A 26,554-nucleotide genomic window follows, 5' to 3' on the forward strand; every position below is an offset into this window, starting at 1 on the left:
CACCATACTGGCTGCCTTGAGTTTGAATTCACTGGAATAAGATTTGCGCATATTCAAAACACCTCAAATTTAGGCGCCATCATAGCGCCCGATTAAAGTGTCCAAAATCATTAGGCCAGATCAGCTTACCCGCGAATGCAGTGGGCCAGTGGATGCAGGTGTTGGCTGACCCACCGCTTTCGCAGGCAAGCCAGCTCCCACATTTGAATTGTGAACGACCTGAAATACCGGTCGGCTCTAAGGCCGCCGCGCTCTTGCTGTTGATCTGGGGCGCCCCGTCAAACACGCTGGCCGAACGCAGGCTTGAATCCGTGGGTAACCCGGCAGGACGCCGGGTTAGCCGCCCCGCGCCATGGATGGCGCGTGGCGGCGGCCCACGGATTCAAGCCTGCGTTCGGGCACACCGAGCCTAAGCGAGGTGCCGAGTGTTGGGGCGAAGGCCTTTTGCTTACTTTTGGGCCTTTCCAAAAGTGAGTCGCTGTAAGAGCGAAACCCTAAGCGGCCGTTACCGCAGCAACGGATATGTACACCACCACCACCACAACAACACTAACCAAAAACCACATCCCAATTGACTCCCCACCAAACCCCATGCTCTCCTACACATCTTGTTTCGGGTGCCCTGCAAAGGGTGAAACGGGAAACCGGTACGTCATAGCGATATGACCAGTCCGGTGCTGCCCCCGCAACGGTAAGCGAGCGAAGCGTCAGATCCACTGTGCCTGCAGGGCATGGGAAGGCGATGCTTTATAGACCCAGTGTCCCTCGCAAGCCCGGAGACCGGCCCGAAAAAATCAGATAACAAACCCGCGGTGGGCGGGCGCTGTTTAAAACCCTGCGTGCCCGGCTCGCGGGGTTTTTATGCGCTCGTTTCACCCTGACACCTGAAAGGGACGCGCCATGTCGATCATCAGCAGCACTTCGCACTCCGCCAGCAACACCTCCACCTTGAGCCAACGCCTGACCGCCGCCATCGGTGCGTCGATCCTCGGCGCGTGCCTGGTGTATTTCGCCGGGTTCTCGCATATCGAGGCCGTGCACAACGCCGCCCACGATACCCGCCACAGCGCCGCGTTCCCGTGCCACTGAGACCTGCCGACATGATCAAGCGTATTGCGCAAACCGCAGGTTTCACTGGCCTTGCGGCCGCCCTGCTGCTGACCCTGCTGCAAAGCTTCTGGGTGGCACCGCTGATTTTGCAGGCGGAATCCTTTGAAAAAGCCCCGGCTGCCACCGAAGTGGTGCATGAGCACGCCGCTGGCGCCGCAGCCCACACTCACGACGCCGAAGCCTGGGAGCCGGAAGATGGCTGGCAGCGTGTGCTGTCGACCACCGGGGGCAATCTGGTGGTTGCCGTCGGCTTTGCGCTGATGCTGGCCGGTCTCTACACCCTGCGAGCGCCCACCCGCACAGCTCAAGGGCTGCTGTGGGGCCTGGCCGGTTATGCGACCTTCGTTCTGGCGCCCACGATGGGCCTGCCACCGGAGTTGCCGGGCACGGCCGCCGCTGATTTGGCCTTGCGCCAGACCTGGTGGATTGGTACTGCCGCGTCCACTGCGGCCGGTATCGCGCTGATCGTGTTTGGTCGCAACTGGCTACTCAAAGTGCTAGGCGCCGCGATCCTGGCCGTGCCACACGTGATCGGCGCACCGCAACCAGAAGTGCACTCGATGCTGGCCCCGGAGGCACTGGAAGCACAGTTCAAAATCGCTTCGCAGCTGACCAACGTCGCGTTCTGGCTGGCCCTGGGCCTGATCAGTGCCTGGCTGTTTCGCCGCAATCGTGATGATCAATACTCGGCATGACGCTGGTCGTCGGCCTGGGCTGCCAGCGGGGCTGTGATGTTCACACCCTGCTGGCCCTGTTTGAGGCTTCCCTCGCCGAGAGCGGCATCGAACGCCAGCGCATCACTGCGCTGGCCAGTCTCGACCTCAAGCAAGATGAACCAGGGTTGTTGGCACTGGCTGCGATGTTGCGCCTGCCGTTGCACTGCTTCAGCGCCGCGCAATTGGCAGCGTTTGAAGACCGCCTGAGTCACAAATCCGAAGTCGCCTTCGCCCACACTGGCTGCTACGGCATCGCCGAAAGCACCGCCCTGGCCTTGGCCGAACACCTCACCGGCAGCCCTGCTCGCTTGCTGATCCCCCGCAAAAAAACCACCCAGGCCACCTTTGCATTGGCGTGTGCCGACTGAAAACCCGATAATCGCCCTTCCCGATCATGAGCAATCTTCATGCTCGCCCGCTTTTCAACAGGAATCCCCATGACCGTCTACTTCATCGGCGCAGGCCCCGGCGACCCGGAACTGATCACCGTCAAAGGCCAGCGGCTGATCCGCAGTTGCCCGGTGATCATCTACGCGGGCTCGTTGGTGCCGGCGGCGGTGTTGGAAGGTCATCAGGCGCTAACGGTGGTCAATAGCGCCGAGCTGCATCTGGAGCAGATCATTGACCTGCTCAAGGCCGCACACGCCAAGGGCCAGGACGTGGCTCGGGTACATTCGGGCGACCCAAGCCTGTATGGAGCCATTGGCGAGCAGATCCGCCATCTGCGTGAATTGGGCATCCCCTTCCAGATTATCCCCGGTGTCACCGCCGTGGCGGCGTGTGCGGCGCTGCTTGAGACTGAACTGACCCTGCCGGATATCGCCCAAAGCGTGATCCTGACCCGTTATGCGGATAAAACCAGCATGCCCGCCGGCGAAGATTTCAACAGTTTGGCGCAGCACGGCACCACGATGGCGATTCATCTGGGGGTTAACCACCTGGAGAAAATTGTCGCCGAACTGCTGCCGCACTACGGCGCCGATTGCCCGATTGCCGTGGTGCACCGGGCGACGTGGCCGGATCAGGATTGGGCGATTGGCACGCTGAGTGATATCGCTGAAAAGGTCGCCGCCAAGGGGTTTCGGCGTACGGCGTTGATTGTGGTGGGTCGGGTGTTGGCCAGTGATAGTTTTAGCGAGTCTTCGTTGTATCGGGCAGGGCATGCTCATCTTTACCGCCCCTGACGGAACGCGGTAAGAAATGTGGGAGGGGGCTTGCTCCCGATGACGGTGTATCAGCCAAAGATGTATCAACTGACACTCCCTCATCGGGAGCAAGCCCCCTCCGACAGTTAATCTGCTGTGCTAGGTATATAGTGCAAGACATTGAATTTTAAGCATAAAAAAACGGCGCTCACGGGGCGCCGTTTTTTTGTTCGCAGTGAACACCTTACTCAGTAGTAGGCGTTTTCTTTCTGCGTGTGGTCAGTCACGTCACGTACGCCCTTGAGCTCTGGAACACGCTCCAACAGAGTGCGCTCGATGCCTTCACGCAAGGTCACGTCCGCCTGGCCGCAGCCCTGGCAGCCGCCGCCGAACTTGAGCACGGCGATGCCGTCATCCACCACGTCGATCAAACTGACCTGGCCGCCATGGCTGGCCAAACCGGGGTTGATCTCGGTTTGCAGGTAGTAGTTGATACGCTCGTTTACCGGGCTGTCAGCGTTGACGCTCGGCACTTTGGCGTTCGGTGCCTTGATGGTCAACTGGCCGCCCATACGGTCGGTGGCGTAGTCGACGACCGCATCGTCAAGGAAGGCTTCGCTGAAGTGGTCGATATACGCGGTGAAGCTTTTGAGCCCCAGCGCGGTATCTTCAGGTTTTTCTTCACCCGGCTTGCAGTAGGCAATGCACGTCTCGGCGTACTGGGTGCCGGGCTGGGTGATAAAGACGCGGATACCGATGCCTGGGGTGTTCTGCTTGGACAGCAGATCAGCCAGGTAATCGTGGGCGGCGTCGGTAATGGTTATGGCAGTCATGGAAACTCCTCACAGGCTTGCCGGCAGTTTACGCCAAAATATTACGCAGGTACAAAGTCCGAGTAATTTTGTCGGAAAAGACTTATTCACCCTGTCAGAGGTTTTCATAGCGATTCATATCCAGCACGCCCTCTTCCACCGGCGTGGTTTCGTGGATGTATTGCGATAAATCGTGGAAGTACTGCCAGAACAGCGGATGACTGCGGCGTACGCCCCAGCGATCAACGATCTGCTCAAAGCGCTTGGCGTCCTTGGCCTGCTCCATTTCGGCGACAAACGCCGGCACTTCCTGCGCCGGGATATTGAACATGAAGTTGGGGTAGCTGCTGAGCACGCCAGGGTAAATGGTCACGGTGTCCAGGCCCGGTTGGTAGCGATAGGCCTCACCCAGCAAAAACGCCACGTTACTGTGGGCACGGTTGCGCAGCATGCTGTAGACCTCACGCTTGCCTCGGGGGGTTTCGATACGCAGCATCGTCGCTTCGGGCAATTGGTCGATAACCTTGAGCCCCGCTGCTGGCCGTGAAGTCAGGCGGCTCAGTGCCTGCTCCGCGTCTTGCAGTGCCGGGTCGATGCCGTCGCGGGAGCAATAAGCACCCGTGCAACGGTTGATCGGGTCGGGGCTGGCATTCAAATCGCCGTAACGGGCGAGCAACTGGTTGGCAAAGTCGCGTTTCGGGTCTTGCTCGTTGAGGTGCAGGCCGGTGGGTTTGTCATCGTCGACGGCTTCATAGTCCAGCCACAGCTTGAGTTTGCCGCTGTTCTGGTACCAATCATCCATAAAGTCTTCGCGACTGTCGGCCGGCATCAGGCGCAGGAAGTTCTGCTCGGCGCCATTGCGGATCAGGTCAAAGTACAGTCGCGTCTGGGCCTGGTGCGAGACGTTGCCAAAAACGTCGAAGTTCACCGCCAGTTGATAGTAGGTGCGCTCCAGCAACGGGTAATCGAACAGCCACATCGTTTGCGGCACTTCACCGATCAGGCCCTTGCTCACCGAGGCGCTGTCGAAGTGACGAAAAATGCTCAGCAGCGCGTTGTCATTACCAGCCCACAGCGATGACCAGCTTGGCGCGGGCACATCCGCATAGTTGTCGCGGCGCAGGGCCTCGTAGGCGTTGCGCTTGTCACGATAGGCCAGCCACAGGCTCAGCACGCTGCCCACATCGTCATTCTGCCCCGGCATCGCCAGCAGCGGCGTGGCCTGGCCGCGATAACGCGCATCGGTGATGTAGAGGTCGTGGTCCGGGTCTTGGAACAGCGTCCAGAAGTTGTCACGGATCACGTCCGTGGCAATCTGGCCACGGCACACGGGCCCGCGAATAAAGGTGCGCACGAAATACTCGGCGTTATCCAGCATGAACTGGTAGCGCGCCTTGGCCGGGATGGCTTCGAAGGTCTCGAACGGGTTGGCACGACGGCCTGGGCCATAGCCTGGCAAGGCGTTCACCTGCCAGTTACCGGCGTAAAACAGGTCTTTGATACGCGCCATTTTCGCGGCGCTGAAGGGGTACGTGATGTGGGTTTTATGCACGATCACGCCCTGCACCGGCCATAGGCGGTAGTAAATCCGGGTACCTGGGTCGTCATTCGGACGGCGGGTGGCGATCAGGTCGATAGGCTGGCCGCTTGGCGTGCGCGAACGCACCCATTGAAAGTAATGCCCCGGTTCGCCGTTCTCGAAGTAGATATGGGCCAGGAACAGATGTTCGAACAACCATCGCGCCACCAGGCTTTCCCGTGCGCCGGGTTGGTTGAGCAGGTTTTCCCACTGCTGAACCTGCAAGGCTTCCTTCGCGCTTGGCGCCAAACCTTGCTCATCGATAGGTGCGCCGGACGCCAGCCAACGTTGCAACGTCTGGTATTGCTGGTCGGTCAGGCCCGTCACCGCCAGCGGCATGCCTTCTTTGGGATGAGCACCGGCGTAGGCCGTGAACTCACCGGGGGTGGCGCACATGTTTTCGCGGTTCAAGCCCAGCACAATGTTGTCGGGCAGCTTGGCATTAGGTTGCAGCGGTGCGGTGTGACCCAACTCCAGCATGCGCGCCATCAACGCAGCCTGGCTGCCTTGTGCGTCCAGCACCGAATAGAAGCCCTTCTGCTGCCAGGCGTGCTGGCCAAAGGCGTCATAGAACAAGCGTGTCGTCGGTGTAGCCTGGCCACGCTCGCCGTCATAGACCGGCACTTTGCTCGCACCACGGGCCGCGCCTTCGCCACTGCCCAGGTTGAGCTGGCAGGCGGAGTCGTAGCAGGCGTGGCAGGCCACGCACTTCTCGGTGAAGATCGGTTGGATATCGCGGGTGTAGGAAAGCGCGGGGGCAGCGCTTTGTGCCTGGAGAGTGCTGGCAATCAATAACAGCGCGGCGCTGAAAATAAGGCGAAGTGACATGTATCCGGTTCCAATCCGATGCGTACGCTGAACATTTGCCGGTGATTCTACCGGGCCATACCCCGCAGCAACATGAACGATATTCATGCAAAACCTGCACATGCTCTAAATCGGCACAGGTTTGTTATGATTCACGCCCTCCGAAATGCCTGACCAGAGTAGTCCCATGTCCGATCGTAGCGTTCGTCTGCAAGCCCTTCATCAAGCCCTCAAGGACCGTATCCTGATCCTCGACGGCGGTATGGGCACGATGATCCAGAGCTACAAACTGGAAGAAGTCGACTACCGTGGCAAACGCTTCGCCGACTGGCCAAGCGACGTCAAGGGTAACAACGACCTGTTGGTAATCACCCGTCCCGACGTGATCGGCGGCATCGAAAAAGCCTATCTGGATGCCGGCGCCGACATCCTCGAGACAAACACCTTCAACGCCACGCGCATTTCCATGGCCGACTACGGCATGGAAGAACTGGCCTACGAACTGAACGTAGAGGGCGCACGCCTGGCGCGCAAGATCGCCGACGCCAAGACCGCCGAGAACCCAGCCAAGCCACGCTTCGTTGCTGGCGTGCTCGGCCCCACCAGCCGCACCTGCTCGCTGTCGCCAGATGTGAACAACCCCGGCTACCGCAACGTGACCTTTGATGAGCTGGTAGAAAACTACACCGAGGCGACCAAAGGCCTGATCGAAGGTGGCGCCGACCTGATCCTGATCGAAACCATCTTCGACACCCTCAACGCCAAGGCGGCGATCTTCGCCGTACAAGGTGTGTTTGAGGAGTTGGGGTTCGAACTGCCGATCATGATCTCCGGCACCATTACCGACGCCTCCGGCCGTACCCTGTCGGGCCAAACCACCGAAGCATTCTGGAACTCGGTGGCCCACGCCAAACCGATTTCCGTGGGCCTGAACTGCGCCTTGGGCGCCAGCGAACTGCGCCCGTATCTGGAAGAGTTGTCCAACAAGGCCAACACCCACGTATCGGCGCACCCCAACGCCGGCCTGCCCAATGAATTCGGCGAATACGACGAGCTGCCATCGGAAACCGCCAAGGTCATCGAAGAGTTCGCCCAGAGCGGCTTCCTTAATATCGTCGGCGGTTGCTGCGGTACTACGCCAGGCCATATCGAAGCCATCGCCAAGGCCGTGGCCGGTTACGCACCGCGCCCGATTCCAGATATCCCCAAGGCTTGCCGCCTGTCGGGCCTGGAGCCGTTCACCATCGATCGCAGCTCGTTGTTCGTCAACGTCGGCGAGCGCACCAACATCACCGGTTCCGCCCGCTTCGCTCGCCTGATCCGTGAAGACAACTACACCGAAGCCCTGGAAGTCGCCCTGCAGCAGGTGGAAGCCGGCGCCCAGGTGATCGACATCAACATGGACGAAGGGATGCTCGATTCGAAGAAGGCCATGGTGACCTTCCTCAATCTGATTGCCGGCGAGCCCGACATCTCCCGCGTGCCGATCATGATCGACTCCTCCAAGTGGGAAGTCATCGAGGCCGGCCTCAAGTGCATCCAGGGCAAGGGCATCGTCAACTCCATCAGCATGAAGGAAGGCGTGGAGCAGTTCATTCACCACGCCAAGCTGTGCAAGCGTTATGGCGCTGCCGTGGTGGTGATGGCCTTCGACGAAGCCGGCCAGGCCGACACCGAAGCGCGCAAAAAAGAAATCTGCAAGCGCTCCTACGACATTCTGGTGAACGACGTTGGCTTCCCGCCGGAAGACATCATCTTCGACCCGAACATCTTCGCGGTCGCCACCGGTATCGAAGAGCACAACAACTACGCCGTCGACTTCATCAACGCGTGTGCCTATATCCGTGACGAGCTGCCGTATGCGCTGACCTCCGGCGGCGTGTCCAACGTATCGTTCTCGTTCCGTGGCAACAACCCGGTGCGTGAGGCAATTCACTCGGTGTTTTTGCTGTATGCGATCCGCAACGGCCTGACCATGGGTATCGTCAACGCCGGCCAGTTGGAGATCTACGACCAGATCCCGGCCGAGCTGCGCGACGCGGTGGAAGACGTGGTGCTCAACCGCACCCCGGATGGCACCGACGCCCTGCTCGCCATCGCCGACAAGTACAAGGGCGACGGCAGCGTCAAGGAAGCCGAGACCGAAGAGTGGCGCGGCTGGCCGGTGAACAAGCGCCTGGAACACGCGCTGGTCAAGGGCATCACCACCCATATCGTCGAAGACACCGAAGAATCGCGGCAGTCGTTTGCACGCCCTATCGAAGTGATCGAAGGCCCGTTGATGTCTGGCATGAACATCGTCGGCGACCTGTTTGGCGCGGGCAAAATGTTCCTGCCTCAGGTGGTTAAGTCCGCTCGGGTGATGAAACAGGCCGTGGCCCACTTGATCCCGTTCATCGAGCTGGAAAAAGGCGACAAGCCCGAAGCCAAGGGCAAGATTCTGATGGCCACGGTCAAAGGCGACGTGCATGACATCGGCAAGAACATCGTCGGCGTGGTGCTGGGTTGCAACGGCTATGACATCGTCGACTTGGGCGTGATGGTGCCGGCAGAGAAGATCCTGCAGGTGGCCAAGGAGCAGAAGTGCGACATTATCGGGCTGTCCGGCCTGATCACCCCGTCGCTGGATGAAATGGTGCACGTGGCCCGCGAGATGCAGCGCCAGGACTTTCACCTGCCGCTGATGATCGGCGGCGCTACGACGTCCAAGGCTCACACGGCGGTGAAGATCGAGCCGAAGTACAGCAACGATGCCGTGATCTACGTAACTGATGCCTCCCGTGCGGTGGGCGTGGCCACGCAGTTGCTGTCCAAGGAATTGAAAGCCGGCTTCGTCGAGAAAACGCGCCTGGAATACATCGACGTGCGTGAGCGCACCTCCAACCGCAGCGCCCGCACCGAGCGCCTGAGCTATCCGGCGGCCATCGCCAAGAAGCCGCAGTTTGACTGGAGCAGCTACACACCGGCGGTGCCGACCTTTACCGGCGCCAAGGTGTTGGACAATATCGACCTCAAAGTGCTGGCCGAGTACATCGACTGGACCCCGTTCTTTATTTCCTGGGACCTGGCGGGCAAATTCCCACGCATCCTCACCGATGAAGTGGTAGGTGAAGCCGCCACTGCGTTGTACGCCGACGCCCAGGAAATGCTCGCCAAACTGATCGACGAAAAGCTCATCAGCGCCCGTGCGGTGTTTGGTTTCTGGCCAGCCAACCAGGTGAAGGACGATGACCTGGAAGTCTACGGTGACGACGGCCAGCCCCTGGCAACCCTGCATCACCTGCGCCAGCAGATCATCAAGACCGACGGCAAGCCCAACTTCTCCCTGGCCGACTTCGTCGCACCTAAAGACAGCGGCGTGACCGACTACGTGGGTGGCTTTATCACCACCGCCGGCATCGGCGCCGAGGAAGTCGCCAAGGCCTACCAGGACGCGGGCGACGACTACAACTCGATCATGGTCAAGGCCCTGGCCGACCGCTTGGCCGAAGCCTGCGCCGAATGGCTGCACCAGCAAGTGCGTAAAGACTACTGGGGTTATGCCAAGGACGAAGTGTTGGATAACGAGGCGCTGATCAAAGAGCAGTACAGCGGCATCCGCCCTGCCCCTGGCTACCCGGCCTGCCCGGATCACACCGAAAAAGGCACCTTGTTCCAACTGCTCGACCCGCAAGCTCGTGAGATGGAAGCCGGCCGCAGCGGCGTGTTCCTCACCGAACACTACGCGATGTTCCCGGCGGCGGCCGTTAGCGGCTGGTACTTCGCCCACCCGCAGGCGCAGTACTTTGCCGTGGGCAAGATCGACAAGGACCAGGTGGCGAGCTACACCGCGCGCAAGGGCCAGGACCTGGCCGTGACCGAGCGCTGGCTGGCGCCAAATCTGGGTTACGACAACTGAGGCCTGGTGGATTGTCTATGCTGTCCCTGACACATGTCGTGTGGAGGGACACATGGACGATCCAGCCAATAACAAGCCCCCAACCTTCTGGCAGATGCTGCACAGCGTGATGGCGGCGGCGTTTGGCGTGCAGAGCGGGAAGAATCGCGCACGTGACTTTACCCACGGCAAGCCGAGTCACTTTGTGCTTCTGGGCATCGTGTTTACCACGGTGTTTGCCCTGACGCTGTTCGGCATCGTCAAGCTGGTATTGCACCTGGCCGGGGTGTAAACCCAATCAAAAATGTGGGAGGGGGCTTGCCCCCGATGACGGAGTGTCAGTCAGTGAAATATTGACTGATCTGCCGCTATCGGGGGCAAGCCCCCTCCCACATTGAGTTTCCTATTGTGCCTGCTTACTGGTGGCTCACCCAGAACACAGCAGTCCCCACCACCAAAATAATCAAGAACAGAATGGCCCAGGCGTCCACGGTACTGTCGGGTTTACGGGCTTTTGTCGGATTGCTCATCGCATCGCCTCTTGTCGGTTTTATAGGTGATTGCACTAAGACTCGACCTCATTAAAGTCGATGATTGTCCGTATGACAAATAGGGTTATCGCAAGAACCAGTCTCATTAGTCATTTTGGTTATTTGCATATACTCAAACATCACTTTTGCGCATAAACGCAAACTGGTATCGTGCGCCGGCTCCGTTGGGAGTGCGCGGCCGTGCGCGCAGATTTGCCGAGAACAGGACCTATATGTACGTATACGACGAATACGATCAGCGCATCATCGAGGACCGCGTCAAGCAGTTCCGTGATCAGACCCGACGCTACCTAGCAGGTGAACTGAGCGAAGAAGAGTTCCGCCCTCTGCGCCTGCAAAATGGCCTTTATGTTCAGCGCTTTGCGCCGATGCTGCGGGTAGCCGTGCCTTACGGCCAACTGACTTCGCGCCAGATGCGCATGATGGCCAAGATTGCCCGCGACTTCGACAAAGGCTACGCCCACATCAGTACCCGCCAGAACGTACAGTTCAACTGGCCGGCCCTGGAAGATGTGCCGGACATCCTGGCTGAGCTGGCGACCGTGCAGATGCACGCCATTCAGACCAGCGGTAACTGCCTGCGCAACGTGACCACCGACCAATTCGCCGGCGTCGCCGCTGACGAACTGATCGACCCGCGCCCCTGGTGTGAAATCGTCCGTCAATGGACCACCTTCCACCCGGAATTCGCCTACCTGCCACGTAAGTTCAAGATCGCCATCAATGGCTCGACCTCGGACCGCGCGGCCATCGAAGTACACGATATCGGCCTGGAGCCGGTGTACAACGAAGCAGGCGAGCTGGGCTTCCGTGTACTGGTAGGTGGCGGTTTGGGCCGTACCCCGGTCGTCGGTGCGTTCATCAACGAGTTCCTGCCGTGGCAAGACCTGTTGAGCTACCTCGATGCCATCCTGCGGGTCTACAACCGCTATGGCCGTCGTGACAACAAATACAAGGCCCGGATCAAGATCCTGGTCAAGGCGCTGACCCCTGAGGTGTTTGCCCAGAAAGTCGACGCCGAGATGGAACACCTGCGCGGTGGCCAAACCACCTTGACCGACGCCGAAGTGCATCGCGTCGCCAAGCACTTCGTCGACCCTGAGTACAAGGCCCTGAGCAATCAGGACGCCGAGATCGCAGCGCTTGATAAAGAGCACCCAGGTTTCGCCCGCTGGCGCGGCCGCAACACCCTGGCCCACAAGAAGCCAGGCTACGTGGCCGTGACCCTGTCGCTCAAACCGACCGGCGTTGCACCGGGCGACATCACCGACAAGCAGCTGGACGCCGTCTCTGACCTGGCCGACCGCTACAGCTTCGGCCAGCTGCGCACGTCCCACGAGCAGAACATCATTCTGGCCGACGTTGAGCAGAGCCAACTGTTCACCCTGTGGGGCGAGCTGCGCGAAGGCGGTTTCGCCACGCCGAACATCGGCCTGCTGACCGACATCATCTGCTGCCCGGGCGGCGATTTCTGCTCCCTGGCCAACGCCAAGTCGATCCCGATTGCCGAATCGATCCAACGTCGTTTCGACGACCTGGACTACCTGTTCGACATCGGCGAGCTGGACCTGAACATCTCCGGTTGCATGAACGCCTGTGGTCACCACCACGTCGGCCACATCGGCATCCTGGGCGTGGACAAGAAAGGCGAAGAATTCTACCAAGTGTCCCTGGGTGGCAGCGCCAGCCGCGATGCGAGCCTGGGCAAGATCCTCGGCCCGTCCTTCGCCCAGGAAGCCATGCCCGAGGTGATCGGCAAGTTGATCGATGTGTACATCGAACAGCGCACCGAAGATGAGCGTTTCATCGACACCTACCAGCGCATCGGCATTGACCTGTTCAAGGAGCGCGTCTATGCAGCGAATCATTAAGAACAACGAAGTCCTCGACGAAACCTGGCACCTGCTGCCCAAGGACGCGAGCTTCGACGGCATCTCCAACTGCGACGACCTGATCGTGCCGTTGGCGCTGTGGCGCGAACATGGCCACGCCCTCAAGGCTCGCGATGGCGGCCTGGGTGTGTGGCTGGACGCCGATGAAGAAGCTGAAGAGATCGGTGATGACGTGGAGCACTTCCAGGTTATCGCGCTGAACTTCCCGGCCTTCACCGACGGTCGCAACTACTCCAACGCGCGCCTGCTGCGTGACCGCTACGGTTACAAGGGCGAGTTGCGGGCGATTGGCGATGTGCTGCGTGACCAGCTGTTCTACCTGCGTCGCTGTGGGTTCGATGCCTTCGCCTTGCGCGCCGACAAAGACCCGTACGAAGCGCTGGAAAGCCTCAAGGACTTCTCGGTGACGTACCAGGCTGCAACGGATGAGCCGCTGCCGCTGTTTCGTCGTCGCTAAGTCTGCGTGAATAAAAAAACCCTGGCCTGCCAGGGTTTTTTTATGGGTTGGTTTTGATCGACGCCAACACCTGCTTCTGCCCCATGCTGCACGGCACTCCTTCCGGCTGCGCCCGTACCGCTTCAATCACCCCCAGCAACTGCGCCTTGCTGTGGGCGAGCTGCGCCTGCATCTCTTCGATCTGCGCCACCTTGCGCTCCAACGCGTCGATCAGTTCCTCGCGCTTGTGCTCCCCCGGCGCAGGCATCAACGCCTTGAGCTCCTGCAAGGTGAAACCTGCCTGCTGCGCGCTCTGGATCAACTGCAAGGTCATCAGTGCTTCGGGCGCATAGCGTCGATAACCGTTGGCCTGACGCCCGACCTGGCTGATCAGCCCCTCGGCCTCGTAAAACCGGATACGCGACGCCGCCAGCCCGCTCTGTTTTGCCAACTCACCAATATTCATCGCTGCGCCTGCTTGACATTAAAGTTAACTTTAAGCTTAGCCTGACGCCTCCCCCGCTCAGGAGTCAACCCATGTCACCCTTTGAAGCCTTGCAACTGCCCAATGGCCAAGTCATTTCCAACCGTGTCGCCAAGGCTGCGATGGAAGAGAACATGGCAGACATCCATCAGGCTCCGTCCCGAGAATTGAAGCAGTTGTACAAGGCCTGGGCAGAAGGCGCGCCTGGCTTACTGATCACCGGCAACGTGATGATTGACCGTCGTGCCATGACAGGCCCCGGCGGTGTGGCCCTCGAAGACGAACAGCATCTGGACAGTTTTCGCGAATGGGCGGACGTGGCCCGTGCCAACGGCGTGCATTTCTGGGTACAGCTCAGCCACCCAGGCCGCCAGACGCCGGCCAACCTGCGCCAGCAAGCCTTGGCGCCTTCCGCTGTCGCCCTCGACCTGGGCGGCTTCTCGAAGATGTTCGCCAAGCCCAAGGCCATGACCGAAGACGACATCCAGGACGTGATCAGGCGCTTCGCCACCAGCGCCCAATTGGCCGAGAAAGCCGGGTTTACCGGCGTGCAGATCCATGGAGCCCATGGTTATCTGATCAGCCAATTCCTGTCGCCATTGAGCAATCAGCGCACCGACCGCTGGGGCGGCTCGCTGGAAAACCGTGCACGCTTGCTGCTGGAAGTGATCGCCGCCGTGCGGGCCAGCGTCAGCCCGTCATTCTGTGTAGGGCTCAAACTCAACTCGGCAGACTTCCAGCGCGGCGGCTTTGCCGAGGCGGATGCCCGTGCCGTGGTCGAGATGCTTAACCCGCTGCCCATCGACCTGCTGGAATTGTCCGGCGGCAGCTACGAAGCACCGGCCATGCAGGGTGAAGCACGAGACGGCCGCACCCTGGCCCGCGAAGCGTACTTCCTGGACATGGCCAAAGAACTCGCCAGCATCGCCAAGATGCCGGTGATGGTCACCGGTGGCATACGTCGCCTCCCCATCGTGCAACAGGTGCTCGACAGCGGCATCGCCATGGCCGGCATCGCTACCGCCCTGACCCTGGAACCGCACCTGATCAAACACTGGCGCGAAGGCCGCGACCCCAACCCGCAACTCAAGCCCATCGACTGGAAGCGCAAACCCCTGGCCTCACTCGCCATCCTCGCCGTGGTGCGTTACCAGATGCACCGTTTGAGCCGTGGCCACTTACCCAAAGCCAAGGTCGCGCCGTGCATGGCCCTGGTACGTGACCAATGGTTCATTGCCCGGCGTACCCGCCAATACCGCGCCGCCATGACGCAATCTTCACAATAAGGGCGGAGCATTCGCCATGATCGAAGTGTCCCCTATTGATCAGCAGTTTTTAACCTCACTGACGATTGGAGTTCTTCATGGCGAAAATCAACCTGGCCCAACAGCTGGCGACCACCCTTGAACAGGCGGGCATCAAGCGCATCTGGGGCCTGACCGGCGACAGCCTCAACGGCCTGACCGACGCCTTGCGCACCATGGACAGCATCGAGTGGATGCATGTGCGCCACGAGGAAGTCGCCGCCTTCGCCGCCGGTGCCGAAGCCGCTGCCACCGGGGAACTGACGGTGTGCGCCGGCAGTTGCGGGCCGGGCAACCTGCATTTGATCAATGGTCTGTTCGACTGCCATCGCAACCATGTGCCCGTGCTGGCGATTGCTGCGCAGATTCCCTCGACCGAAATCGGCCTGAATTACTTCCAGGAAACCCATCCCCAGGAACTGTTCAAGGAGTGCAGCCACTTTGTCGAACTGGTCACCAGCCCGGAGCAGATGCCGCACGTGCTGCACCGCGCCATGCGCTCGGCGATCCTCAATCGCGGCGTGGCGGTGGTAGTGATTCCGGGGGATGTGTCACTGCTGGAAGTAGATGCCAAGCTCAAGCCCTGGCCCGTGCTCAACGCGCCGCGCACGTTGCCGGCGGAGCACGATTTGCAGCGCCTCACCGAGATCCTGGACGGCAGCCAGAAAGTGACCCTGCTGTGTGGCAGCGGTTGCGCGGGCGCCCATGACCAAGTGGTGGCCCTGGCCGATGCCTTGGGCGCGCCCGTGGTACACGCCTTGCGCGGCAAGGAACACGTGGAGTGGGACAACCCGTTCGACGTGGGCATGACCGGCCTGATCGGCTTCAGCTCGGGGTACCACGCCATGCTCGACTGCGACACGTTGATCATGCTCGGCACTGACTTCCCTTACCGCCAGTTTTACCCCACCGATGCGCAGATCATCCAGGTCGACCGCGACCCACAAGCATTGGGCCGTCGCGCCACGCTGGACCTGGGCATTGCCGCCGACGTGAGTGAAACCATCGACGCCCTGCTGCCGCGCCTGACGCGCAAGACCGATCGCAGCTTTCTCGAGACCTCGCTCAAGCACTATGAGAAAGCCCGTCAGGGCCTGGATGACCTGGCGCAGCCCTCAAAGGCCAACCGGCCCATTCACCCGCAGTACGTGGCGCGGTTGCTCAGTGAGTTAGCGGACGATGACGCGATCTTCACCGCCGATGTCGGCTCACCCACCGTCTGGGCGGCGCGCTACCTGAAGATGAATGGCAAGCGTCGGCTGATCGGCTCGTTCAACCACGGCTCGATGGCCAACGCCATGCCCCAGGCCATCGGTGCGCAGGCGGCATTTCCCGGGCGGCAAGTGATCTCGATGTCTGGCGACGGTGGCTTTGCCATGCTGATGGGGGATTTCATCTCGCTGGCGCAGTTGAAACTGCCGGTGAAAGTCATCGTCTTCGATAACTCGTCACTGGGCTTCGTGGCCATGGAGATGAAAGCCGCAGGCTACCTGGACGCCGGCACCGAGCTGAAAAACCCCGACTTTGCGGCCATGTCCAACGCCATGGGCATCCTGGGAATTCGCGTGGAGCAATCCGAAGACCTGGAACCCGCCCTGCGCCGCGCCCTCGCCCATGACGGGCCGGTGTTGGTGGATGTGGTGACGGCGACTCAGGAACTGGTGATGCCGCCGACGATCAAGCTGGAGCAGGCCAAGGGGTTCAGCCTGTACATGCTCAAAGCGGTGATGAGTGGGCGTGGCGACGAGGTCATTGAGCTAGCACGGACTAACTGGTTGCGCTGAACCCAATGTGAGAGCGGGCTTGCTCGCGAATGCGGTGTGTCAGTCGGTGTATATATCAACTGACAGATTGCATTCGCGAGCAAGCCCGCTCCCACATTTTGATCTCATTACCAATTCAAGATTTCTGTTTGGCTACCCACTGGCCGTAGGCATCGATAAAGGCTTGCAAGAACGGCTTGGTCTTCTCCGACACCTTGCCGGCCTCATCAAACACACTCCCCGCCCCACCCAGGTAAGCCTCCGGCTGCTGCATGCACGGCACATCCAGAAACACCAATGACTGGCGCAGATGATGGTTGGCACCAAAACCACCAATGGCACCCGGCGACACACTGATGATCGCCCCCGGCTTGCCGCTCCAGGCACTTTTGCCGTACGGGCGCGAACCCACGTCAATCGCGTTCTTCAAAGGTGCCGGTACAGAGCGGTTGTATTCAGGGGTCACGAACAGCACCGCGTCGGATGAACTCACCTGTTGACGGAAAGTACTGTAGGCTGCCGGCGGTGTTGCACCGTCGATGTCCTCGTTGTAGAGCGGCAAGTCGCCAATTTCGACAATGGTCAACTTGAGGTTGGCCGGGGCCAGTTCGGCCAATGCCAAGGCAACCTTGCGGTTGATCGACTCTTTTCTCAAGCTGCCAACCAGGACGGCAATCGTGTAGACCTTGCTCATGGAGGTTTTCCCGACGTCTGACTAAAGGAGCTAGTAGTTATAGAGTCTTCGCGACGGGTTAACCAGAAGGTTTTGAAAATCCTCCGAGCGTTTACGACGTAGGAATAATCTGTAAACACCAGCGAATAGTATTTTTTTCACGTAGGTAAACTACCCCGCTCCATAACGGTCTACAGAACCGCAAATCGAGTGATTATCTCCAGAGGTTCTAAACAGATGGCAGCAGTATTAGTCGGACAGTTTCATGCCAGAGACGCAGAAGGCCGCGTGTATTCGGTGCATGAGTTCCAGGAATCCAACCCGGCGCAAGGCGACCTGGCTGGCTCGGCGCCCACCACCACCTACAAGCTGGCCATTGGCGACCGTGTAGAAAAACTGGAAGGCGATGAGTTCAAGTTGATTCAATCGGGCACCATTCTCGTGCGCGAATCGCAAACCGTCCTCGCGTCGTAAGATCCCGCCTATCGACCTGCTCAGTCCTGGCCATTGACGGCATTGACTGGGCTGGGCGTGATCAAGGCCGATGCATCTGCGTAACTTCTATCGTCGACTCCCCTTCGACGCTTTTGAGCGTAACCATCAATTTTCCCCGCTCGCCTTCAACGGCGTACATCGAACGCGTATAGCCCGCTGCGTTATAGCCGGGATACGCCACCACCTGTTTGACCAATGCCATACCCACCACGGCGCCCACCTGTTCGTGCACCTGCTCCTGTGAGCGGATAAAAGCTTCGAGCGCGAGGTTTTGCGCTGAGGTATCGGTTTGATCGTTGAAGAGATAAGCAGCCGCGCACCCGACGGTCACCAGGACCAACAGTTGCTTGGCCGTTACCCCGAGGAATATCGAGGGTAGAGGCATATGAGACCAGACCTGTTTTTGTTGTAGTTGCCGGTAGCCGGCTTTGGTCGTTGATGATCAGCGCAGCCATTCTATTGAATACACAGCGCGCTGCACATAGACTCCGGCGATGCGTTTACGTCATATCGAAGTGATTCAGGCCATCTTGCAGACCGGACAGCCAGGCTTGGCCGCCGAATGGTTGCAACTCCCCGTGGGCGATGTGGATGCAGCGCTCAAAGAGGCCGAGCAACAACTGGGTTTCATGTTGTTTGCCAGCGTACGCGGGCGTTTGCAGGCCACCCGCGAAACCCTGGAGCTGCAAGCCGAAATCGCTCACGTGTATGAGGCGCTGGAACCCGTGCAGCGTCTGGCCAGCCGCCTCAAACACCATCACGCCCCAACCCTGCGCGCGCTGTGCACCCCGCCCCTGGCCAATCAATTGCTGCCGCAGAGCATTGCCGTACTGCGTCGCCGCTTTCAGGACACACCGTGCAACCTGTCGAGCCAGCCGACGCGGGAGATCGTCAGGAGCCTGCTGCTGCACGAGGCCGAAGTGGGCCTTAGCCTGCATGACCCGGAGCATCCACAGATACACAGCACCGTGCTGGCCCAGGGCAAGCTCCAGTTGCTGGCGCCCCATGGCTGGCTCAAGCCAAAGCAGAAGTACATTGCGCTGCAAGACCTGGCAGGCCAGTCGATGATCGGCCTCGAAGGCCACGACCCGCTGAGCCGCCTACTGGACGCCAAGCTGCAAGCCCTGCGCCCACTGCCGGTGATTCAAACCCGCGTGCAGACCTACCAGATGATGCGCAGCATGGTGGAAGCAGGAGAGGGCCTGGCGATTGTCGACCCGTTTACCGCGTTCGGCGCACGGGAAGCAGGGCTGGATGTATGCCCGCTGTCGCCGCCGATCCTGGTCAGCCTGTATGCGCTGACCCTCAAGGACGGCGCGGCCTCGCCCGCGCTGAATGCGCTGCTGGAGATCGTCACGCAAAAGGCCGGAAGCCTGTTGGCGAGCTAGACCTTTTCGACCTCGGCCTTGAATAGCCGATACCAGAAAATCGCCACTTCGCGGGTCTGCGGGTCAATGCCGCGATAACGCAGGTGGTCGATACCGCCCATCACATAACCGCAGCGCTCGTACAAGCGGCAGGCCCCGAGGTTGTTGTTCTGGGTTTCGAGCATCATCCCCGGCAGGCTTTTCTTACGGCTCCAGAACTGCGCCACATCCAACAACGCCTTGGCCACACCGTGGCGCCGCGCCGGCAAGGCCACCGCCAACTCATCGACATGGGCAAAACCGTTCCAGTTGGTACTGACCACGATATGCCCCACCGGTTGATCATCCAGGTAGGCCATGAAGATCGCGCTGTCGGGTGCATCGCGAAAACTGGCGAACTCTTCAGGGTCAATGCCATAACACTTACGGTACGGCACGATGCGCTCCACGGGCCATTGATCGACCCGCTTACCCATCTGCGGCTCACCATAGGCGCTGACTTCAAAGCTGAAATCATTGCCCCACACGTAGGCGTCAAAGCCCTCGTCGGCGACCCGTACACTGAGCCCTGGATACTTCGGGTTCATTACAGCTTGCATAACCATCCTTAACCCTTGATGCAATCGACGGTGTAACAACGACCACTGCCGTCGTCTTCGTGTTGCAGCCCATGAACATCAGCCACAAACCCTGGGAAACTGCTATCGAACGTGCGGGCAAACGCCAGGTAATCGATGATCGAGCGCGTCGACTCGGTAAAGCGCTCGCCCGGCATGATCAACGGAATGCCCGGCGGATAAGGCACCAGCATTACCGCTGCGATGCGCCCTGGCAAGGCATCAATGGGCACCGCTTCCACTTCGCCCCTCACCAATTGGTCGTAGGCGTCGGCCGGTTTCATGGCGATTTCCGGCAGCACCGTGTACATGCGCTTAAGGTGTTTGGCGGTGGCATTGCTGCGATAACAGCCGTGCAATTGGTTGCACAGATCGCGTAAACCCAAGCCTTGATAACGTGCCGCCCCCTGGGCAAACACCGAGGGCAAACAACTGGCCAGGCTCACATTGGCGTCGTAGCTACGCTTGAACTCCAGCAACTCGGTGAGCAAGGTACTCCATTTACCCTTGGTGATGCCCATGGAAAACAGTACGAGGAAGGAATAGAGCCCGGTCTTTTCCACCACCAACCCACGCTCCCAGAGGAATTTGCTGACCACCGCGGCGGGGATGCCGCAGTCGCTCAAGGCACCACCGGCGTTGAGGCCGGGCATTACCAGGGTGACTTTGATTGGGTCCAGCAGCACGTAGTCTTCGGCCACATCGCCAAAGCCGTGCCAGTCGTCCTGCGGGTGCAGAAGCCAGTCCGCTGTGACGACGCGGTCGATGCCCGCCACCGACGGCGGCTGCCAGATGGAAAACCACCAGTCTTCAGCGGCGATATGCTGGCGCAGGTTGGCCAGGGCGCGACGAAAACTCAGGGCCTCGTCGAACATTTCCTGCAACAGTGAGCGCCCCGCAGGCCCCTCCATCATGGCCGAGGCTACGTCCAGCGAGGCGATGATGCTGTATTGCGGCGAGGTGGAGATGTGCATCATGAACGCTTCGTTGAAACGATCACGGTCCAGCTGGCGGGCGCCGCCGTCCTGCACATGGATCATCGACGCCTGACTGAACGCCGCAAGCAACTTGTGCGTGGAGTGGGTGGTGAACACCAGCGGGCTGTCCGGGGTTCGCGAGGTGCCCATGCCGTAGCGCCCGGCGAAAAACTCGTGAAACGCCGCGTAGGCGTACCAGGCTTCGTCAAAGTGCAGCACCTCGACACTGTTGCCCAATTGCTGCTTGATCAGCTCAGCGTTGTAGCACAAGCCGTCGTAGGTGGAGTTGGTGACCACCGCCATCTTCACTTTCGGCGGGCGGCCTCGGGTCAGCGGGCTGGCGTCGATCTTGGAGCGGATCGACTCCGGGCTGAATTCACTCAGGGGGATGGGGCCGATGATCCCCAGTTCGTTACGTTCCGGGCATAGGTACAGCGGGATGGCACCGGTCATGATGATCGAATGCAGCACCGATTTATGGCAATTGCGATCCACCAACACCAGGTCATCACGGCCGACCATGGAGTGCCACACGATCTTGTTCGCCGTGGACGTGCCATTGATGACGAAGAACGTATGGTCAGCGCCGAAGTTACGTGCGGCGCGAGCTTCGGCTTCGGCCAGCGGGCCGGTGTGGTCGAGCAGTGAACCCAGTTCGGGTACTGAAACCGACAAGTCCGAACGCAGGGTGTTTTCCCCGAAAAACTGGTGAAACGCCTGCCCCACCGGACTTTTGCGATAAGCCACGCCGCCACCATGACCTGGGGTGTGCCAGGAATAATTGGAATCGGCTGTGTGTTGCACCAACGCCTTGAAGAATGGCGGCAACAGGCCATCCAAATACGTACGCGCCGCACGGGCCACTTGCCGGGCCAGAAACGGCACGGTGTCTTCGAACAAATACAGAATGCCACGCAGTTGGTTGAGCTCGCTCATGGCATCGGCGGGGGCGTTTTCCAGGGTGACTTGCTCGCCCAAGGCAAAGATCGGCAGGTTGGGCGCTCGCAGCCTGGCCAGGCGGATCAGCTCAACCATGTTTTGCAGCAAGTGGGTATTGACGCCGGCGCCTTCGGCGGCGATCAACATGCACGCAAGGCCATGATGGGTAGACGCTACTAGCCGACCTTCGGCGTAGTCCACGGCAGAGAAGATGCTGAAGCCCTCTTGTTCCAGCTCCCGGGCGATGCCTCGGACCCGGTCACCGGCAACAGTGTCGGCCTTGATGTCGCGGTGCACGATAAGAACAGGGAACTTCAGGTCTTTGTACATGAGTGCGTTCAGTCCTGAGGGCTATGCACTCAAGGGTAGAAGCTGGAAGCGGATGTCGCGAATGAAGATTTTGAAAGCAATGGAGATCAAGTGTGGGAGCTGGCTTGCCTGCGATGGCGGTGTACCAGCAACAGTCAGGCTAACTGGACCACCGCTATCGCAGGCAAGCCAGCTCCCACATTAGCCCGTGTTCAGTCTTGGGGATTATTGCTGAGTGAGGGTCGACCACAACGCCGGCGCACCCGCCGACTTGGCAATCGCTTCCAACCGCGCCGCATGCTCAGCCATATCCTGTTCACTGGCGCGAATAATCACGCTCGGCTTGCGATCTGCCGGCAAACGGCGGATTTCCGAAGGACGGTTACCCGAGCCTTCAGCCGAGCCGCTGCCGTCGGAGGCGTTACCCGCCAGTGACAGGCTGGTCTGCCCGCCAGTCATGGTCAGGTAGACGTCGGCAAGAATCTCGGAGTCGAGCAAGGCGCCGTGGAGTTCACGGCCGGAGTTGTCGACGCCATAGCGTTTGCACAAGGCATCGAGGCTGTTGCGCTGGCCCGGGTGACGCTCACGAGCCATCATCAGGGTGTCGAGGATCGAGCAGTGCTGGGAAATGTCGGCGCGATCGGCCTGACCCATCAGGGCAAATTCGTTGTTGATAAAGCCAACGTCGAACGCCGCGTTGTGGATGATCAACTGGGCGCCGTTGATGAATTCGAAAAACTCATCGGCCACTTCGGCAAAACGCGGCTTGCCTTTGAGGAATTCGTCGGTGATGCCGTGGACGCCAATCGCGCCCTCGTCACTGTCGCGGTCCGGTTGCAGGTAGACATGAAAGTGACGCCCGGTGAGGCGCCGGCCCATGAGTTCGACACAGCCGATTTCAATGATCCGGTGGCCATCGGTCACCGGCATGCCGGTGGTTTCGGTATCGAGTACAACAGATCGGATGGCCATCAGGGTTCAGCTCTCAACGGTATGGTGTGTTTCAAAAGTCGCGATGTTAACACGTGAGCCGCCCTCAGCTCTGTTTGTAGCCCCGCACTTCATCCACGCCACGGTTGGCCAACTGGTCAGCGCGTTCGTTGCCAGGGTGGCCGATGTGGCCGCGCACCCATTTCCAGGTAATGTCATGGCGATTGCATTGCTCATCGAGCAATTGCCACAGGTCGGCATTTTTTACCGGCTCCTTGGCCGCGGTTTTCCAGCCGCGCTTCTTCCAATTGACCATCCACTCGTTGATGCCCTTCATCACGTATTGCGAGTCGGTCACCAGCAGTACGTCACAGCGCCGCTTGAGCTCTTCGAGGCCACGGATGGCACCCATCAACTCCATGCGGTTATTGGTGGTGTTGGGTTCACCGCCCCACAGCTCTTTCTCCACGCCCTTGCACACCAGCAAGGCGCCCCAGCCGCCGGGGCCAGGGTTGCCCTTGCAGGCGCCATCGGTGAAGAGTTCTACGGTATCGGTCATCGGTTGCTCGATCTGAAATCAAAAAAGTTTTACGGTTCGTTCTGCTCGCGGTTGACCTTGGCCATTGGCATCGGCACCAGCTTGCCCATGGGCTCGCGGCGTACCTGCTGCACCGGTCGCAGCCCCACCACGATCTTGCGCGCCACTAATAAGTAGAAGCCGCCACCCGACAATTGCCAGGCCCCTGCGCGGCGCTCCCAGCCCGCCAGGCGGGCCTGCCACTTGGTCGAGGCAAGCGGCGGACGATAGCACCCGAAGCGGCGTTTCTCCAGCGCGAAGCCCAGCAGGTTCAGCCAGTCAGCGACCCGTGAAGGCGAGATACAGCGCGCCTGTCGCAGCCCGTCATGAGCGAAGACATGACGCAGCCCCCAACTGCTCCAGGGGTTGATACCGACAATCAGCAAATGGCCACCAGGGCGCACGCTGCTCGCTGCCTCCCGCAATAAACCGTGGGGCGACAGGCAGAAATCCAGCCCATGCTGCAACACCACCACATCGGCAGCATGCTCACTCAATGGCCAGGCCTGCTCCTCGCAGACAATCTCTACCCCCGGCAGGGGCGCCCCCAGGCGCACATTGCGTTGCACTTGCGGCGCAGGCGGCGGCGTTTGCGCCGACGGGCCGTAATGCACAAGATAGCCGCCAAAGAACCGCCCCAGCTCGTCTTCGAGCATGCGCCGCTCTTCGTCCAGCAGAAATTGCCCGATGGGCCCCGACAGCCATTCGCGGGCCGCGCCGATAAGGGCCAGCCACTCAGGATCGGCCTGGGCGAACGCTTTATCAGTCATTGCATTCTCCAACTCGCCTAGACGTTCTAAGATGCACCAATGTGTTCAGCTTGGCGAATCGAAGAATGATACAGATCAGTGCCCTGCCCGCCTTTACCGATAACTACATCTGGTTGTTACAAGACCCACACACCCGGCGCTGCGCCGTAGTCGACCCCGGCGACGCGGCCCCCGTGCTGGCCTGGCTTGAGCAGAACCCAGGGTGGGCCCTCAGCGACATCCTGATCACCCACCATCACCATGACCACGTCGGTGGTGTCGAACAACTCAAGGCGGTTACCGATGCCAAGGTCTACGGCCCGGCGAACGAAAAGATCCCGGCGCGAGATGTGGCGCTGAACGATAACGACCGCATCAGCGTGCTGGGCTGGGATTTCGACGTTTATAGCGTGCCCGGTCACACCTTGGGGCATATCGCCTTTTATCACCAAGGCGTGCTTTTCTGTGGCGACACCCTGTTCGCCGCCGGTTGCGGGCGTCTATTCGAGGGCACCCCAGAGCAGATGCACACCTCCCTCGAACGCCTGGCCGCCCTGCCCGCGGACACCTTGGTGTACTGCACCCACGAATACACACAAAGTAACCTCAAATTCGCCCAAGCAGTAGAACCGCACAACGCTGATATTGCCGACCGTGTGGAGAATGTCCGCCAACTGCGGGCGCGTGGCGAGATCACGCTGCCGTCCATCCTGGCGCTGGAAAAACGTACTAACCCTTTTCTGCGTACCTCTGAAACATCCGTTAAACAAAAAGCTGACGAACGGAATGGCCGCGACAACCGCTCTGGGGCCGAGGTATTTGCTAGCTTGAGGGCCTGGAAAGATAAGTTCTAAGCGCACGCATTCTGATACGTATTTTCTGAATGGTTGACCGGAACCAAAGCGCTTTCTAGAATCGCCCGACATTTTTGCCCGGAACTTACTTCCAGCCAATGTCGTCATCTATTCGTAAATCCATTTCTTCAGACGCATTGACCCGCCTGGCTCAAGCCGTGGCGGTGGCTGTGTCCGCGACTCTGGCGGGCTGCCAATCGACAAATTACGCTGCACAATCCACCGTGCAACCCAAACCGAATCTTGCTGCCAAGATCAAGCAAAAACCCGTTATCTGGCTTTCAGAGAAGCCTGCCCCACAAGTGCCCCAGGATGTCTGGGAACGCATGCGCCGGGGCTTTCAATTACAGGATGGCGTAGGCGTCAACCCACGCATCGAGCAACAGCGCTTGTGGTTCGCCAGCAACCCTTCCTTCCTGGAGAACGCCGGCGAACGCGGCAGTCTCTACATTCACTACATCGTCGAACGCCTTGAAGAGCGCAACATGCCGCTGGAGCTGGCGCTGCTGCCAGTGATTGAAAGTGCCTACAACCCGATGGCCTATTCGCGCAGCGATGCGGTGGGTTTGTGGCAGTTCATCCCCTCCACGGGGCGCTACTTCAACCTGCGCCAGACCCGCGCCTACGACGGCCGTCGCGATATCACCGCCTCCACCACCGCCGCCCTGGACTACCTGACCCGTCTGCACGATATGTTCAACGGTGACTGGCTGCTGGCACTGGCCGCCTATAACGCCGGTGAAGGCACGGTTAGCCGGGCCATCGAGCGCAACGAAAAGCTCGGTTTGCCTACCGACTACTGGAACCTGCCGCTGCCCCAGGAAACCAAGGACTACGTGCCCAAATTCCTGGCGCTGTCCCAAGTGGTGCTGGCGCCCGAGGCCTACGGTGTCAACCTGAACCCGATTGCCAACACCCCGTACTTCGAAGTGGTTGAAGTCAAGCAAAGCATGGACCTGTCACGGGTCGCCGCGCTGGCCGAGATCGACGAAGACGAACTGTTCCAGCTCAACCCGGCCCTGAAACAACGCACCACCCTCGACGGCCCCCAGCATTTGCTGGTGCCAAGCTCCAAGGCGCAACTGCTCACCAGTACGCTGTCGACGATGAAGCCTGAAGAATTGCTGGCCATGCGCCCGAAAAAGCAGGTGTTCGACGAAGTCGAGACCGCTCGCGTTGCTGGGCGTTCGCGCAGCTACAAGGTGCGCAGTGGCGACAACCTGACGCTGATCGCCAAGGCGAACAAGGTCGACGTGCACGACCTGCAACGCTGGAACCAGCTCAACGGCCAGGCCCTCAAGGTCGGCCAGACCCTGGTGATGCAGGACACGCGCCGTGCGGTGGCCAGCAATAAGAAGCCAACGCAATACAAGGTCAAGAAAGGTGATTCGCTGTACATCGTCGCCAAACGCTTCAACGTTGAGATGCAACATCTCAAGCGCTGGAACCCACGTACTGGCCAGGCGTTGAAGCCGGGGCAGATGCTGGTGGTTTCGGGGCCGCGCTAAGGCCTCACGTACACCGAGGACTCAATGTGGGAGGGGGCTTGCCCCCGATAGCGGAGTGCCAGCCAGCCGATTCATTGGCTGAC

General features: G+C 60.0%; 24 protein-coding genes and 1 riboswitch. Of the genes, 14 read left to right on the forward strand and 10 right to left on the reverse strand.

The window, feature by feature from the left end; translation table 11 throughout:
* The first annotated feature begins 598 nt into the window (after positions 1 to 598).
* A riboswitch (cobalamin riboswitch) is annotated at positions 599 to 803 on the forward strand.
* A gap of 97 nt (positions 804 to 900) precedes the next feature.
* The 4 genes from ICY20_RS14670 (at position 901) to cobM (ending at position 3,010) form a co-directional block, all read left to right on the forward strand.
* A complete protein-coding gene (locus ICY20_RS14670; protein WP_033902252.1) occupies positions 901 to 1,089 on the forward strand; it encodes a CbtB domain-containing protein in 189 nt (62 codons plus the stop codon).
* Positions 1,090 to 1,100: 11 nt separating this feature from the next.
* On the forward strand, positions 1,101 to 1,805 hold the full coding sequence (locus ICY20_RS14675; RefSeq protein ID WP_159962381.1) for a CbtA family protein: 705 nt from the start codon (positions 1,101 to 1,103) through the stop codon (positions 1,803 to 1,805).
* Complete coding sequence (locus ICY20_RS14680; RefSeq protein ID WP_159962382.1) at positions 1,802 to 2,194, forward strand: cobalamin biosynthesis protein; 393 nt, start codon at positions 1,802 to 1,804, stop codon at positions 2,192 to 2,194. Before ICY20_RS14675 ends, ICY20_RS14680 begins: the two co-directional genes overlap by 4 nt.
* 69 nt (positions 2,195 to 2,263) lie before the next feature.
* Positions 2,264 to 3,010 (forward strand): precorrin-4 C(11)-methyltransferase, encoded by a 747-nt coding sequence (gene cobM, locus ICY20_RS14685; RefSeq protein ID WP_194937812.1) that lies wholly within the window; start codon positions 2,264 to 2,266, stop codon positions 3,008 to 3,010.
* 209 nt (positions 3,011 to 3,219) lie between these two features.
* Here the strand turns inward: cobM and nfuA are convergent, their stop codons facing one another.
* Positions 3,220 to 3,804 (reverse strand): Fe-S biogenesis protein NfuA, encoded by a 585-nt coding sequence (gene nfuA, locus ICY20_RS14690; RefSeq protein WP_032887092.1) that lies wholly within the window; start codon positions 3,802 to 3,804, stop codon positions 3,220 to 3,222.
* A 94-nt stretch (positions 3,805 to 3,898) separates the two neighbouring features.
* A complete protein-coding gene (locus ICY20_RS14695; protein WP_194937813.1) occupies positions 3,899 to 6,190 on the reverse strand; it encodes a fatty acid cis/trans isomerase in 2,292 nt (763 codons plus the stop codon).
* 166 nt (positions 6,191 to 6,356) lie between these two features.
* On the opposite strand from ICY20_RS14695, the gene metH reads away from it, so the two are divergent.
* The 4 genes from metH (at position 6,357) to ICY20_RS14715 (ending at position 12,946) form a co-directional block, all read left to right on the forward strand.
* Positions 6,357 to 10,067 (forward strand): methionine synthase, encoded by a 3,711-nt coding sequence (gene metH / locus ICY20_RS14700; RefSeq protein WP_194937814.1) that lies wholly within the window; start codon positions 6,357 to 6,359, stop codon positions 10,065 to 10,067.
* A gap of 52 nt (positions 10,068 to 10,119) precedes the next feature.
* A complete protein-coding gene (locus ICY20_RS14705) occupies positions 10,120 to 10,338 on the forward strand; it encodes a DUF2970 domain-containing protein (protein WP_194937815.1) in 219 nt (72 codons plus the stop codon).
* A 471-nt stretch (positions 10,339 to 10,809) separates the two neighbouring features.
* Positions 10,810 to 12,468, forward strand: a complete 1,659-nt coding sequence (locus tag ICY20_RS14710) for a nitrite/sulfite reductase (protein WP_159962386.1) — start codon at positions 10,810 to 10,812, stop codon at positions 12,466 to 12,468.
* Positions 12,452 to 12,946 carry a DUF934 domain-containing protein gene (locus ICY20_RS14715; protein ID WP_048727764.1) on the forward strand — a complete coding sequence of 165 codons (495 nt, stop codon included), beginning with the start codon at positions 12,452 to 12,454 and terminating at the stop codon, positions 12,944 to 12,946. The genes ICY20_RS14710 and ICY20_RS14715 overlap by 17 nt, the downstream gene beginning before the upstream one ends.
* Before the next feature lie 40 nt (positions 12,947 to 12,986).
* Here the strand turns inward: ICY20_RS14715 and ICY20_RS14720 are convergent, their stop codons facing one another.
* Positions 12,987 to 13,391, reverse strand: coding sequence for a MerR family transcriptional regulator (locus tag ICY20_RS14720; protein WP_159962387.1), 405 nt, complete (start codon positions 13,389 to 13,391; stop codon positions 12,987 to 12,989).
* Positions 13,392 to 13,462: 71 nt separating this feature from the next.
* Between ICY20_RS14720 and ICY20_RS14725 the strand changes: the two genes are divergently transcribed.
* Complete coding sequence (locus ICY20_RS14725) at positions 13,463 to 14,695, forward strand: NADH:flavin oxidoreductase/NADH oxidase family protein (RefSeq protein ID WP_159962388.1); 1,233 nt, start codon at positions 13,463 to 13,465, stop codon at positions 14,693 to 14,695.
* A 77-nt stretch (positions 14,696 to 14,772) separates the two neighbouring features.
* Complete coding sequence (poxB, locus tag ICY20_RS14730; RefSeq protein ID WP_194937816.1) at positions 14,773 to 16,497, forward strand: ubiquinone-dependent pyruvate dehydrogenase; 1,725 nt, start codon at positions 14,773 to 14,775, stop codon at positions 16,495 to 16,497.
* Positions 16,498 to 16,612: 115 nt separating this feature from the next.
* Here the strand turns inward: poxB and ICY20_RS14735 are convergent, their stop codons facing one another.
* Positions 16,613 to 17,170, reverse strand: a complete 558-nt coding sequence (locus tag ICY20_RS14735) for an NADPH-dependent FMN reductase (RefSeq protein ID WP_159962390.1) — start codon at positions 17,168 to 17,170, stop codon at positions 16,613 to 16,615.
* Positions 17,171 to 17,386: 216 nt separating this feature from the next.
* Here ICY20_RS14735 and ICY20_RS14740 point away from each other — a divergent pair, with 216 nt between their 5' ends.
* Entirely contained in the window at positions 17,387 to 17,623 is a 237-nt protein-coding gene (locus ICY20_RS14740; protein ID WP_159962391.1) for a hypothetical protein, read from the forward strand.
* 61 nt (positions 17,624 to 17,684) lie between these two features.
* Here the strand turns inward: ICY20_RS14740 and ICY20_RS14745 are convergent, their stop codons facing one another.
* Positions 17,685 to 18,029, reverse strand: coding sequence for a hypothetical protein (locus tag ICY20_RS14745; protein ID WP_194937817.1), 345 nt, complete (start codon positions 18,027 to 18,029; stop codon positions 17,685 to 17,687).
* A gap of 109 nt (positions 18,030 to 18,138) precedes the next feature.
* Here ICY20_RS14745 and ICY20_RS14750 point away from each other — a divergent pair, with 109 nt between their 5' ends.
* Positions 18,139 to 19,032, forward strand: coding sequence for a LysR substrate-binding domain-containing protein (locus tag ICY20_RS14750; protein ID WP_159962393.1), 894 nt, complete (start codon positions 18,139 to 18,141; stop codon positions 19,030 to 19,032).
* On the opposite strand, the gene ICY20_RS14755 is transcribed toward ICY20_RS14750, so the two are convergent.
* From ICY20_RS14755 to ICY20_RS14775, 5 genes are all read right to left on the reverse strand, one after another.
* Positions 19,029 to 19,598 (reverse strand): GNAT family N-acetyltransferase, encoded by a 570-nt coding sequence (locus ICY20_RS14755; protein ID WP_159962434.1) that lies wholly within the window; start codon positions 19,596 to 19,598, stop codon positions 19,029 to 19,031. The genes ICY20_RS14750 and ICY20_RS14755 overlap by 4 nt on opposite strands.
* Before the next feature lie 20 nt (positions 19,599 to 19,618).
* Positions 19,619 to 21,874, reverse strand: a complete 2,256-nt coding sequence (locus tag ICY20_RS14760; RefSeq protein WP_159962394.1) for an Orn/Lys/Arg family decarboxylase — start codon at positions 21,872 to 21,874, stop codon at positions 19,619 to 19,621.
* A 204-nt stretch (positions 21,875 to 22,078) separates the two neighbouring features.
* A complete protein-coding gene (dnaQ, locus tag ICY20_RS14765) occupies positions 22,079 to 22,819 on the reverse strand; it encodes a DNA polymerase III subunit epsilon (RefSeq protein ID WP_194938072.1) in 741 nt (246 codons plus the stop codon).
* Between the two features lie 70 nt (positions 22,820 to 22,889).
* A complete protein-coding gene (rnhA, locus tag ICY20_RS14770; protein ID WP_135288289.1) occupies positions 22,890 to 23,342 on the reverse strand; it encodes a ribonuclease HI in 453 nt (150 codons plus the stop codon).
* Between the two features lie 29 nt (positions 23,343 to 23,371).
* Positions 23,372 to 24,130 carry a class I SAM-dependent methyltransferase gene (locus ICY20_RS14775; protein ID WP_159962396.1) on the reverse strand — a complete coding sequence of 253 codons (759 nt, stop codon included), beginning with the start codon at positions 24,128 to 24,130 and terminating at the stop codon, positions 23,372 to 23,374.
* Between the two features lie 65 nt (positions 24,131 to 24,195).
* Here ICY20_RS14775 and gloB point away from each other — a divergent pair, with 65 nt between their 5' ends.
* Both gloB and ICY20_RS14785 read left to right on the forward strand, forming a co-directional pair.
* Entirely contained in the window at positions 24,196 to 24,963 is a 768-nt protein-coding gene (gloB, locus tag ICY20_RS14780) for a hydroxyacylglutathione hydrolase (protein ID WP_159962397.1), read from the forward strand.
* Between the two features lie 98 nt (positions 24,964 to 25,061).
* Positions 25,062 to 26,471, forward strand: coding sequence for a transglycosylase SLT domain-containing protein (locus tag ICY20_RS14785; RefSeq protein WP_159962398.1), 1,410 nt, complete (start codon positions 25,062 to 25,064; stop codon positions 26,469 to 26,471).
* Positions 26,472 to 26,554 lie beyond the last annotated feature (83 nt).

It is taken from the genome of Pseudomonas pisciculturae, from assembly GCF_015461805.1.
Taxonomy (GTDB): Bacteria; Pseudomonadota; Gammaproteobacteria; order Pseudomonadales; family Pseudomonadaceae; genus Aquipseudomonas; species Aquipseudomonas pisciculturae.